Source organism: Nevskiales bacterium, assembly GCA_035574475.1.
GTDB lineage: Bacteria > Pseudomonadota > Gammaproteobacteria > Nevskiales > DATLYR01 > DATLYR01.
The window spans coordinates 1-11,503 of the sequence record DATLYR010000120.1; the positions used below are offsets into that span (position 1 = coordinate 1).

The following is an 11,503-nucleotide window of genomic DNA, read 5'->3' on the forward strand; positions in this document are numbered from 1 at the left end:
CCAACCCGCCGCGCGAGCTGCGCTGGACCCGCAGCGCCCTGCGGCGCATGCCGGCGCTGGACGGCGGTTTCGCGCGCGCCGTCACGGATCCGGTCACCGAGGCCCTGGTCTGCGCCGCGGGCCGGCCGCGCCAGCTGCCCCCCGTCCTGCGCCAGGCGCGCCAGCGGCTGGTGGAGCAGGCGCTGACCGAGGGCCCGCAGGCTCTCAACGAAGCCCAACGCAACCTGTTGCTGAGCGACCCGGATCTGCTGAGCGCGCTGCACGAACGGCTCTGGCAGGTGCCGGCCGCGGCGCCGGCCTGGCCCAGGCCGTAACCACACCGTCATCCGGCCTTCATCGACGCTCCATTTCCGGCCCCTAGTCTCTTGCGCCAAACGAGCGTGCAAGAGGACGGAAAGCCATGAGCGCAGTCGTTGCAAACATCACCCGTTCGGCCCCCGCGGCCAGCCGTTTCCGGGTCGGTCTGGCCTACACCCCGGAGGAAGTGCTGGAAACCCAGCGCCTGCGCTACCGCGTATTCGCCGAGGAAATGGGCGCACAGATCCGGGACGGTGGCCAGCGCATCGACCGGGACTGGCTGGACCACTTCTGCCACCATCTGCTGGTCCGCGACACCGAGACCGGGGAGGTGGTCGCTTCCACGCGGCTGCTCACCGACGCCCAGGCGCAGGCCGCCGGCGGTTTCTATTCGGCGCAGGAATTCGACCTGCGCAACATCCTGGCGCTGCCGGGCCGCAAGCTGGAGGTCGGCCGCACCTGCGTGCACCCGGATTATCGCAATGGCGCAGTCATCGCCCTGCTGTGGGCCGGCCTGGCCGAGTTCGTGCGCGAACGCGGCTTCGCCTGGCTGTTCGGCTGCGCCAGCATCGAGCTGAGCGATGGCGGCGCACGGGCCCATGCCATCGCCCGCCTGCTGACGGAGAAACACCTGGCGCCGATCGAGGCGCGCGCCGAGCCCCGTATCAGACTGCCGCGCACCGTGCCGCCGCTGCCGTGCGTCCGCGGGACAGGCGCGCGCGAGATTTCCCGCTCGGCCAATGCGGACGCTGCGGCTGCTCCCGCGCCCACGCTTTGCGGCACCGTGTCGCAGCCGTCCCCCCGGCTGCCGCCCTTGCTCAAGGCCTATCTGAGCCTGGGCGCCAAAGTCTGCGGCCCGCCCTACTGGGACGCTCAGTTCGGCACCGCTGATATACTGGTGCTGGTCCAGGTCGAGGATCTCTCGCCCCGTTATGCCCGGCACTTCATCCAGCGGAGCAGCGCGCCGATCACTGTCCGCGCGGGTGAGAATCGCGTATAGGTCCTGCTGCGTCGCCGCACTGCTCTTGGCTGCCGTACTGTTGCGCCCGCTGCTGGCGCCCCTGGCGCTGCTGGGCGTGCCGCGCTGGTGGCCGGCGGCGGTCTGGTTCCGGCTGTTTCTGCCCGCCATCGGCGTACACGTGCTGGAGCGCGGTCGGCTGGCGGCGCGGCCGGCCTTGCTGGCCGCCAATCATGTGTCCTGGCTGGACATCGCTGCACTCGGCACGCGCCTCGGCGGCGGCTTCGTATCCAAGGCCGAGGTGGCGACATGGCCCCTGATCGGCTGGTTCGCCACCGGCACCGGCACCGTCTACCTCAGCCGCGGCGCACACCAGACGCAACACACCCATGCCGCGCTGCGCCAGCGCCTGCGCAACGGCTATTCGATAGCCGTTTTCCCGGAGGGCACCACGACCGCGCACCGCCTGCCGCACCTGTTCCACAGCCGGCTGTTCGCCGCCGCCATCGACGACGGCGTCCCGGTACAGCCGGTGGCCATCCATTATCCGCCGCCGCGCGACGACGACCGGCATGAGCAGCATCCGGTCGCACCCTACATCGATGCGGTGAGCTTCCTCGAGCATCTGCTGGGCGTAATGGCCAACCCCCGGCTCACGGTCGAGATCACCTATTGCCAACCGATCCCCGCCGCAGGCCGGGACCGGCGGCGCCTGGCGGAGGAAACGCGCGAGGCCATTTGCGCCGCCCTCGGCGCCCCGGGCCATGCCGGCCGGCATGCGCTGCCGCCCGGCCGCGAACGGCGGGCACGGGCGCGCACAGGGTAAACTTGAGCGCCACCCCCAGCCGGTCTGCTGCGATGTCCGACTCCATCCTGGCGCCCAAGTCCGCTCCGACCGCGAAACAGCGCGGCGCGGAGAAGCTGGCGCGTATCCCGATCAAGATCGAGCCGACGCTCGCGCCGCTGAAAAAACCCGACTGGATCCGCGCCAGGCTGCCGCTGTCGCCCGAGGTGACGCGCATCAAGCAGGCACTGCGCGCCAACGGCCTGCACACCGTCTGCGAAGAGGCGTCCTGTCCCAACCTCGGCGAGTGCTTCGGCAAGGGTACCGCCACCTTCATGATCATGGGCGACATCTGCACGCGGCGCTGCCCGTTCTGCGACGTCGCGCACGGCCGCCCCCACCCGCTCGACGCCGAGGAGCCGGTCAGGCTCGCGCGCACCATCCGCGACATGCGGCTGCGCTACGTGGTCATCACCTCGGTGGACCGCGACGACCTGCGCGACGGCGGCGCCGCGCACTTCGCCGCCTGTATCCGCGAGACGCGCGCGCATAACCCGGGCATCCGCATCGAGGTGCTGGTGCCGGACTTCCGCGGGCGCATGGACCCGGCGCTGGCGATCTTCCGGGACACCCCACCGGACGTGTTCAACCATAACCTCGAGACCGTGCCGCGGCTGTACCTCAAGGCACGGCCGGGCTCGGACTACGACTGGTCACTGGACCTGCTCGAGCGCTTCAAGACCCTGCACCCCGAGGTGCCGACCAAGTCCGGACTGATGCTGGGGCTGGGCGAGGAACTCGGGGAAATCGAGCAGGTGATGCGCGACCTGCGCGCGCACGGTGTGGACATGCTCACGCTGGGCCAGTACCTGCAGCCGAGTCGCCATCACCTGCCGGTGGCGCGTTACGTGCATCCCGACGAATTCGAGCGCCTGCGCGTGCTGGGCGAGGCCATGGGTTTCCGGCACGTGGCCAGCGGGCCGATGGTGCGCTCGTCCTATCACGCCGACCGGCAGGCCCACGAGGCGGGCTGCGGAGCGGACGCCGCCTGAGGACCGCCGCTGCGCTTTCAGTCGCCGTCGAAATCCGGCGGCGGGGTATCGCTGATCACCAGCTCGACGCGTGCACCGGCGCCCCCGGCGCTGCCATAGCCCACGGCCGTGACCCGCGACAATTCGAGTCCGCGCTCGAGCAGCGCCTGCTGCACCGCGCGTGCGCGCTGTTGCGACAGTTTCTGGGCAGCCGCGCCGTCGCTGTAGCCTTCGCAGGCCAGGCTCGTGGCCGGGTGGGCCACCAGATATTGCAGAACGGCGTCCAGCAGCGTGTCGCTATTGATCAGCCGTGCCTGGCCCGGCTCGAAGTGCTGTTCACCCAGCGTCAGCACCAGACCGCGTGTCTCGCGCCGCGGCTGCAGCGCACGCAGCGCCAACGGCACTGCGGGCGGCGTCGCCTCGCTCTCGGCCACGGCGGCCTCCGGCCGCCGTGGCGGTGCCGTGGACTGCAGCGCCTCCAGCTCGCGCCGGGCGTCGAGGCCGCGTGCCTTCATGACCGCCAGCGCGGTGCGCTGACGCGCCATGTAGTTGAGGTGACGCATCTGCAGCCATTCCTCGTCATCGGTGTCCAGGCGGCCTTTCTCTTCGTTCCAGATCATCACTGCCTGGTCGAGCGCGGCACGTGCGCGCGCCAGGTCGTCCTGGAAATGCTGACTCACGGTGGGGTCCCGGGCCGCCTGCTCGATCAGCGCGCGGCTGCGCTCGAGCTCGGGGTTGGGCGGTATCTCGCGCCGCCGCTGCAGCAGTGCGGTGCGCTCGGGCGGTGGGCGTGCGGCGGCAGGCGCCGACGACGCCTGCGGTGCCTCCTCGCGCTGGTCCGCCCCCCACAGCACACAGCCGCCCAGCAGAAGCGCCGGCAGGCAGGCGAGAACGCCGCGCATCAGCGGCGCACCTCGGCCGGCGGCGCGGCCGGCGCCGGCACGTTCAACCGCTCTGCGGGCGGCAGGCCGCGGCTGGCCCGCAACCCGTCCAGGCGCGCCTCCTCGGCCTGTGTGCGCAGGCTGACCTGCAGCAGCTCGGCATCCAGCTCGGCCTCGTCGGCCAGCTGCCGTGCGAGTACGGCCTCGTCATCCTCCGGATCGTCGGCCTCCTCCTCCACCTGCCGGTGGTAGGCGGACCAGGCGGCATTGATCTTTTCCTGCACTATCAGTACGGCACCGGGCTGCATCGCTGCGGCGCCGTCCAGCTCGGCCTGGCGCAGCAGCTTCTGCGCGCGCAACAACGCCGGCTGCGGCAGGATCAACGTCTCCTCGGCCTGCGCAGGCGCCAGCACGCCGGCCAGCACGGCACACAGGACAAGACGACGGAACGGAAATCTGGGCTTCACGAACCAGGCTGCCGGTGAGAATCTGCACACAAGATAGCCGGAAGCCTCGGTTCCGACCAGCCCGCAGCGAGCCGGCTCAGCAGCCCAGCTCGGCTTCCAGTTGCGCCAGGCGCTCGGGAGTGCCGACGTCGCACCAGCGACCCTCATAGCGTTCACCGCTGACGCGTCCTTCGCGCATGGCCGCACGCAACAGCGGCGCCAGCGGAAAGGCGCCGTCCTGGGTGCCGGCGAACAGGCCGGCACGGTACAGCCCGATACCGCTGAAGGTCAGCTTCGGCCCACCCTCGCCGTGCAGCAGCCCGTCCATCAGGCCGAAGTCGCCGTCCGGGCGGTGCGGGGGGTTCGGCACCATCACCAGGTGCGCCAGCCGGTCCGCCGGCAGGGCCTGCCCGCGATGCAGCAACTGCGTGAACGGATAGTCGGTATGGATGTCGCCATTGATGACGGCGAAGGGACCCCCGCCCAGCAACGGCAGCGCGCGTCGGATGCCGCCGCCGGTCTCCAGCGCGGTCGGGCCTTCGTCCGAGAAATGCAGCGCCAGGCCGTAGTCGCGCCGCCGGCAGTGCTCGACGACCTGTACCCCGCGATAGGCGATGTTGATGACCACGTCGCGGAAGCCGGCACGCGCCAGCGCCTCCAGGTGATAGTCGAGCAGTGCGCGTCCGCACACCGGCAGCAATGGCTTGGGTAGCCGGTCGGTCAGCGGGCGCATCCGCTCGCCGCGCCCGGCGGCAAGAATCATGGCTTTCATATCGCCATGCCCTGGCGCAGAGCGTGGGCCTCGATATCGTCGAACAGACGCGCCAGCGGCTTGAGGTCGGCATGACGCGCCGCGACCTCGCGCACGTAGCCGAAGAAGCGTGGTGTGTCTTTCAGATAGCCCGGTTTGCCGTCGCGGTAGTTGATGCGCGCAAAGATACCCAGCACCTTGAGGTGCCGCTGGACGCCCATCCACTCGAAGTCGGCCCAGAAGGATCCGAAGTCGTCGCTGACCGGCAGGCGTGCTGTGCGGGCGGCCTGCCAGTAGCCGCGGGCCCAGTCGCGGACCCGCTGCGCCGGCCAGCTCAGGAAAGCATCCTTGAACAGCGATACCACGTCGTAGCTGATCGGTCCGTGCACCGCGTCCTGGAAGTCGAGCACGCCCGGATTGGGCGTCGAGATCATCAGGTTGCGCGGCATGAAGTCGCGGTGCACGTAGACCCTGGGCTGCGCCAGCGCACGCCGCACCAGCAGACTCTCGGCAGCCGTCAGCGCCTCACGCTGTGCGGGGGACAGATCCATGCCGAGGTGGCGACCCAGATACCACTCGGGGAATAGCGCCAGCTCGCGGCGCAGCAGCGCCTCATCATAGGGCGGCAGCTCACCGGCACGCGTGGCCTGTTGCCAGCGGATCAGGGCAGCGATCGCATCTGCGAACAACGCGTCGGCATTGGCGTCGTTCATGGCCTGCAAGTAAGTCTGTGTGCCAAGGTCGGACAGCAGCAGGAAACCCTGCGACCGGTCCTGCGCGAGGATCTCGGGCACGTGCAGACCCGCCGCATGCATCAGGGCGGCCACGTGCAGGAACGGACCGCAGTCCTCGCGCGCCGGCGGCGCATCCATCACGATCGCGGTCCCGCCGGCATGCCGCAGCCGGAAGTAACGGCGGAAGCTGGCGTCGCTGGACGCCGGCTCCAGCTCGAATTCGGTGTAGCGCGCGAGCGCCGCCAGCCAGCGGCGCAGCGCCGCCAGCCGCGCGTCGTCGGCGTCCGTCACGGCTGCCGCAATGGAATCCGGAGTACTCAATGCCGTCGTCCTCGCTCGTGTGCGGGCGGTGCTGCGGTCCGATTGCGGAAAACCCGCGGCTACTCGCATAATCAGCGCACCGCCCGGCCCCTCATGAACCTGCCGGGCACATAAGCAGTGCATGATAACGACATCAAGCCCTAACGCGCAGCCGGCCGGGTGCGCGCAACTGCAGTCCGCGCCGTGAAGGCGGCGTCCTGCGGCCGCGTCCTGCTCGCCGGCATCCTGCTGGCCGCGTCCGTTTCCGGGATGGCGGCCCCGGTCTGTCCGACACAGCCGCCGGTCGTGGAGCCCGGCGACCCGGCGCAGCCGCCGGGGGCCGCGCCGCGCATCACCGCCGACAGCATCGAACTGCTCGACCAGGGCGTTTCCACGCTGAAGGGCGACGTGCGCCTGGAGCACAACGGGCGCGTGCTGGAAGCCGACAGCCTGTTCTACGACCGCCAGCGCAACGACATCGACGTCAGCGGGCCGGTGCGCGTACAGGATGGCGACCTCGGTATGGTGGCGCGTACCGGCCAGGTGGACCTGGACTCCGGCGAAGGCGAATTCGGCGATGCCGAGTTCAGTCTCACCGACGGTCGCGGTCGCGGCGGGGCACGGCGCCTGCGCAACCCACGCAATGGCGTGATGGAACTGGAAGGCGTCAGTTACACGACCTGCAACCCTGGCGACGACGACTGGCTGCTGAGCGCCGATCGCCTGCGCATCAACCAGAACACCGGCATCGGCACGGCGCGCAACACGGTGATCCGCTTCAAGGGCGTGCCGATCTTCTACTCCCCTTACTTCAGCTTCCCGACCGGCAACGAGCGCAAGAGCGGTTTCCTCGTGCCGAGCATCGGCAGCTCCGAAGAGACCGGGCTGGACATCGCCGCGCCCTACTATTTCAACCTGGCGCCCAACGTGGACGCCACGCTCACGCCGCGGCTCATGACCCGGCGCGGCCTGCAGATGATCGGCGATTTCCGCTACCTGACCCGCGGCAGCGAGGGCGAACTGGCGGCCGAGTATCTGCCCAGCGACGACGAGGAGGGCGGCGATACCCGGCACTACACGCTGTGGCGACATCGCGCCCTGCTCAGCCGCAACTGGGCGCTGCACGTGGACTACGCCAACGTCAGCGACGAGGAATACTTCGAGGATCTCGACAACACCATCGGCAGCTCGGCGCGCAACTACCTCAACCGCAACGCACGTCTGCACTACCAGACCGCCGGCGGCTGGCTGACCTTCCGCGGCCTGATGCAGGACTTCCAGAGCCTGGACCGTACCCTGTTCAGCGGCAACGAGCCGCATGCCCTGCAACCGCAGCTGCAGCTGGATCTGCGCAGCCCCGAGACCTGGCCGGTGCAGCCCGGCATCAGCACCGAATTCGTCCGCTTCGTGCACAGCGTCGGCGAGGAAGGCAGCCGCATCGACGTGCGTCCGAGCCTGGCCCTGAGCCTGGACTACCTGGCCTGGTATCTCAAGAGCGAGGCCGCCTACCGTTACACCCGCTACGACCTCGACAACCGGCTGCCCGGGCTGGACGAGAGCCTGACGCGCAGCGTGCCCAGCCTGACGCTCGACACCGGCCTGCGCTTCGAGCGTTACACCCGACGCGGCCAGATCCAGACCCTGGAACCCCGCCTGTTCTACGTGCGCGTACCGTTCCGGGACCAGACCGACTTTCCGGATTTCGACACCGGCGAACCCGACTTCGAGTTCGGCCAGTTGTTCGTCGAGAACCGCTATAGCGGCATCGACCGCATCGCCGACGCCGACCAGGCCACATTGGCGCTCACTTCGCAGCTGATCGACCCGGCCAGCGGCAGGGTTGGCGTCAAGGCCGGAATTGGCCAGATCTACCGCTTCGACGAGACCGACGTGCTGGTGCCGGGCACGGTGCCCACCGACCTCGACCGCTCGGACGTGGTGGCGGCGACCGAGATCGCCTGGGCGCGCGACCTGAGCACGACCCTGTCGCTGCAGTACGATCCCGACGACAGCCGCTTCGACCGCGGCAGCCTGCGCATGCAGTACCGTCCCGACCGCGGCACGGTGCTCAACGCCGGTTACCGCTTCCGCCGCGACCTGCTGGAACAGACCGACCTGTCCTTCCTGTGGCCGCTGAGCCCGCGCTGGCGCGCGCTCGGCCGCTGGAACTATTCGCTGCGCGACGACCAGGAGGTGGAAACTCTGGCCGGCCTGGAGTATCAAAGCTGCTGTTGGGCGCTGCGCATGGCTTACCGCCGCTACATCTCGGACACCGCCGGTAACTACAACGATGGTATCTACCTGCAGCTGGAGCTCACCGGGCTGGCCCGCCTGGGCGACAACTTCCAGAGCCTGCTCGAGCGCGACGTGCGCGGTTACGTGGCTGATTGAAAGATTACGAGTGATCCCGATGAATCCGAGACTGCGGACGCTACTGCTGGCGCTGCTCCTGGCCGGCGCGCCGCCGGCACCCGTGCGCGCGGCCAGCCTGGACGGCATCGTGGTGGTCGTGGACGAGGAAGTGGTGCTCGCCAGCGAGCTGAGCGAGGCCATGCGTCAGGTCGAGCTGCAACTGCGCAGCCAGGGGCGTCCGCTGCCGCCGCGCGACGTGCTGCAGCGCCAGGTGCTCGAACGCCTCATCCTGCAGCGCCTGCAGGTGCAGCGCGCGAAGAATGCCGGCCTGCAGGTCAGCGAGGACGAGCTGCGTCAGGCCCTGACCGGCATCGCCGCGCGCAACCAGATGAGCGTCAACGAGTTCGCCGAGGCCGCGGCGCGCGAGGGTATCGACTTCGGCCAGTTCCGCGAGCAGCTTCGCACCGATCTTCTGATCAGCAAACTGCGCCAGCGCGAAGTGGAAAGCCGCGTCGTGGTCAGTGAGCAGGACGTCGATTTATTCCTGCAGAGCCAGGCCGGCCAGCAGGAGGGCAAGGAGTACCGCCTCAGCCATATCCTGGTCGCCGTGAAGGAAGGCGCCAGCGATGAGGAGCGCAGCGCCGTGCGCCGACAGGCCGAAGAAGTGCTGGCGCGCGCGCGCGCCGGAGAGGACTTCGCCCAGCTGGCGGCACGCTACTCCAACGACCAGCTGGCGCTATCCGGCGGCGATCTGGGCTGGCGCGACGCCGCCGCCCTGCCCAGCCTGTTCGCCAACGTGGTGCCCTCCCTGAAACCCGGCGAGGTCAGCCCGCTGCTCAGCAGCCCGAGCGGCTTCCATATCGTGCGCCTGAACGAAACCCGCCCCGCCGGCGGGGCGCAGATGGTGGACGAGACCCATGCGCGCCACATCCTGCTCACGCCGAACGCGGTGCGCAACGACGTCGCGACCCGGGCCGCGGCCGAAAACCTGCGGCGCGAGCTGGACGCAGGTGCCGACTTCGCCGCGCTGGCACGCAAGCATTCCAACGACCCCGGCAGCGCCAACCGGGGCGGGGACCTCGGCTGGCAACCCAAGGGCAGCTTCACGCGCGAGTTCGAGTCCCAGCTCGAGACGATGCAGCCCGGCGAGATCCGCGGCCCTTTCCCTACCCAATTCGGCTGGCACATCGTGCAGCTGATCGAGCGCCGCACGCGCGACGACAGCGAGGGTCGCAAGCGCGACCGTGCGCGCGCCGCCATCTTCCAGCGCAAGGTCGGCGAGGAATACGACCTGTGGCTGCGCCGCCTGCGCGACGAGGCCTACGTCGAGTACCGCCTCGCCCCGTCCGCCGGCGGCTGACGCCGTCCGCCCAGCCGGCGGCCGCATGCACGACCCCTTCCTGCCGCGCCTCGCCCTGACCCCGGGGGAGCCCGCGGGCATCGGGCCGGACCTGTGCGTGATGCTGGCCCAGGCCGCATGGCCTGCCGAGCTGGTGGCGGTCGCCGATCCCGGCCTGCTGCGCGAGCGCGCCCGGCAACTGAAGCTGCCGCTCGAAGTGACCGAGTTCGATCCCGCGCAACCGCGGCAGGCGCACCGGCCCGGCCGGCTGCCGGTGCAGCCGGTGCCGATGGCCGCGCCAGTGACCGCCGGACGCCTGGACCCGCGCAACGCGCCTTACGTGATCGCCACGCTGGATACCGCGCTCGCCCTGTGCCTGAACCGCGTCTGCGACGCACTGGTCACCGGCCCCGCGCACAAGGGAGTGATCAACGAGGCCGGGATCGCCTTCACCGGCCACACCGAATACCTGGCGCAGCACACGGCGACGCCCGAGCCGGTGATGCTGCTGTACGCGCCGGGCCTGCGCGTGGCGCTCGCCACCACCCACCTGCCGCTGCGCGAGGTGGCCGCGGCGCTCAGCCAGGACAAGTTGTCGCGGGTGCTGCGCGTACTGGCGGCGGGGCTGCGCGAGCGCTTCGGGCTGTCCCGCCCGCGCATCCTGGTCGCCGGCCTCAACCCGCATGCCGGCGAAGGCGGCCACCTCGGGCGCGAGGAAATCGAGGTCATCGAGCCGGTGCTGACGCGGCTGCGCGCCGCAGGGCTGGACCTGCACGGCCCGCTGCCGGCCGACACCCTCTTCACGCCGCCACAGCTGCGCGGCGCGGACGCGGTGCTGGCCATGTACCACGACCAGGGCCTGCCGGTGCTCAAGCACATGGGCTTCGGGCGTATCGTGAACCTCACCCTGGGCCTGCCCATCCTGCGCACCTCGGTGGACCACGGCACGGCGCTGGAGCTGGCCGGCAGCGGCCGCGCCGATCCCGCCAGCCTGCGCTGCGCCCTCGATGCCGCAATCGAATTGTGCGCGCGCCAGCGTGCGGGCTAGCCGCTTGCAGCACCATATCCCGCGCAAGCGCTTCGGCCAGCACTTCCTGCACGATCCCGGCGTGATCCACCGGATCCTGGCGGCGCTGGCACCGCAGCCCGGGCAGACGCTGGTCGAGATCGGCCCGGGGCTGGGCGCGCTCACCGTCCCGCTGCTGCAGCAGGCCGGCGAGCTGCACGTGGTCGAGCTCGACCGCGACGTGATTCCGCGTCTTGAAGCTGCCTGCGCCGGACACGGCCGCCTGATCGTGCATGCCGCCGATGCGCTGCGCTTCGATTTCCGCGCGCTCGCGCCGCCCGGCGGCCGGCTGCGCCTGGTCGGCAACCTGCCCTACAACATCTCCACGCCGCTGCTGTTCCACCTGCTGGCGCAGGCCGACGCCATCGCCGACATGCTGTTCATGCTGCAGAAGGAAGTGGTCGAGCGCATGGTGGCTCAGCCCGGCGAGCCCGCCTACGGCCGGCTGTCGGTCAGCCTCGCGGCGCAGGCCGCGGTCGAGGCGCTGTTCACGGTCGGGCGCGGCGCCTTCCGCCCGCCACCCAAAATCGAATCGGCGGTGGTGCGCGTGGTGCCGCGGCCGCC

At 70.2% G+C, this 11,503-nt stretch carries 12 protein-coding genes; 8 read left to right on the top strand and 4 right to left on the bottom strand.

The window, feature by feature from the left end; genetic code table 11:
• The 4 genes from VNJ47_07025 to lipA form a co-directional block, all read left to right on the top strand.
• Window positions 1-314: glucan biosynthesis glucosyltransferase H (locus tag VNJ47_07025; GenBank protein HXG28582.1), on the top strand; the 314-nt coding region annotated here is incomplete at its 5' end.
• 86 nt (window positions 315-400) lie between these two features.
• Window positions 401-1,297 carry a GNAT family N-acyltransferase gene (locus VNJ47_07030; GenBank protein ID HXG28583.1) on the top strand — a complete coding sequence of 299 codons (897 nt, stop codon included), beginning with the start codon at window positions 401-403 and terminating at the stop codon, window positions 1,295-1,297.
• Between the two features lie 25 nt (window positions 1,298-1,322).
• Window positions 1,323-2,081, top strand: a complete 759-nt coding sequence (locus VNJ47_07035; protein ID HXG28584.1) for a lysophospholipid acyltransferase family protein — start codon at window positions 1,323-1,325, stop codon at window positions 2,079-2,081.
• A gap of 32 nt (window positions 2,082-2,113) precedes the next feature.
• Entirely contained in the window at window positions 2,114-3,091 is a 978-nt protein-coding gene (gene lipA / locus VNJ47_07040; protein HXG28585.1) for a lipoyl synthase, read from the top strand.
• Between the two features lie 17 nt (window positions 3,092-3,108).
• Here lipA and VNJ47_07045 read toward each other — a convergent pair whose 3' ends face one another.
• From VNJ47_07045 to VNJ47_07060, 4 genes are all read right to left on the bottom strand, one after another.
• Window positions 3,109-3,972, bottom strand: a complete 864-nt coding sequence (locus VNJ47_07045) for an OmpA family protein (GenBank protein HXG28586.1) — start codon at window positions 3,970-3,972, stop codon at window positions 3,109-3,111.
• Entirely contained in the window at window positions 3,972-4,418 is a 447-nt protein-coding gene (locus VNJ47_07050) for a hypothetical protein (GenBank protein ID HXG28587.1), read from the bottom strand. Before VNJ47_07050 ends, VNJ47_07045 begins: the two co-directional genes overlap by 1 nt.
• A 76-nt stretch (window positions 4,419-4,494) precedes the next feature.
• Window positions 4,495-5,169: a nucleotidyltransferase family protein gene (locus tag VNJ47_07055; protein ID HXG28588.1), complete on the bottom strand. Its 675-nt coding sequence runs from the start codon at window positions 5,167-5,169 to the stop codon at window positions 4,495-4,497.
• Complete coding sequence (locus VNJ47_07060; protein ID HXG28589.1) at window positions 5,166-6,173, bottom strand: phosphotransferase; 1,008 nt, start codon at window positions 6,171-6,173, stop codon at window positions 5,166-5,168. The genes VNJ47_07055 and VNJ47_07060 overlap by 4 nt, the downstream gene beginning before the upstream one ends.
• A gap of 189 nt (window positions 6,174-6,362) precedes the next feature.
• On the opposite strand from VNJ47_07060, the gene VNJ47_07065 reads away from it, so the two are divergent.
• The 4 genes from VNJ47_07065 to rsmA form a co-directional block, all read left to right on the top strand.
• Window positions 6,363-8,573: an LPS-assembly protein LptD gene (locus VNJ47_07065; GenBank protein ID HXG28590.1), complete on the top strand. Its 2,211-nt coding sequence runs from the start codon at window positions 6,363-6,365 to the stop codon at window positions 8,571-8,573.
• Between the two features lie 19 nt (window positions 8,574-8,592).
• A complete protein-coding gene (locus tag VNJ47_07070) occupies window positions 8,593-9,894 on the top strand; it encodes a peptidylprolyl isomerase (protein ID HXG28591.1) in 1,302 nt (433 codons plus the stop codon).
• 25 nt (window positions 9,895-9,919) lie between these two features.
• Complete coding sequence (gene pdxA / locus VNJ47_07075) at window positions 9,920-10,921, top strand: 4-hydroxythreonine-4-phosphate dehydrogenase PdxA (GenBank protein ID HXG28592.1); 1,002 nt, start codon at window positions 9,920-9,922, stop codon at window positions 10,919-10,921.
• 4 nt (window positions 10,922-10,925) lie between these two features.
• Window positions 10,926-11,503: 16S rRNA (adenine(1518)-N(6)/adenine(1519)-N(6))-dimethyltransferase RsmA (gene rsmA / locus VNJ47_07080; protein HXG28593.1), on the top strand; the 578-nt coding region annotated here is incomplete at its 3' end.

What these genes read in the sequence shown, in the direction of transcription:
- VNJ47_07030 (HXG28583.1), top strand. Translation starts at nt 401, where the DNA reads ATGAGCGCAGTCGTTGCAAACATCACCCGTTCGGCCCCCGCGGCCAGC.
- lipA (HXG28585.1), top strand. Translation starts at nt 2,114, where the DNA reads ATGTCCGACTCCATCCTGGCGCCCAAGTCCGCTCCGACCGCGAAACAG.
- VNJ47_07045 (HXG28586.1), bottom strand. Translation starts at nt 3,972, where the DNA reads ATGCGCGGCGTTCTCGCCTGCCTGCCGGCGCTTCTGCTGGGCGGCTGT.
- VNJ47_07055 (HXG28588.1), bottom strand. Translation starts at nt 5,169, where the DNA reads ATGAAAGCCATGATTCTTGCCGCCGGGCGCGGCGAGCGGATGCGCCCG.
- VNJ47_07070 (HXG28591.1), top strand. Translation starts at nt 8,593, where the DNA reads ATGAATCCGAGACTGCGGACGCTACTGCTGGCGCTGCTCCTGGCCGGC.
- pdxA (HXG28592.1), top strand. Translation starts at nt 9,920, where the DNA reads ATGCACGACCCCTTCCTGCCGCGCCTCGCCCTGACCCCGGGGGAGCCC.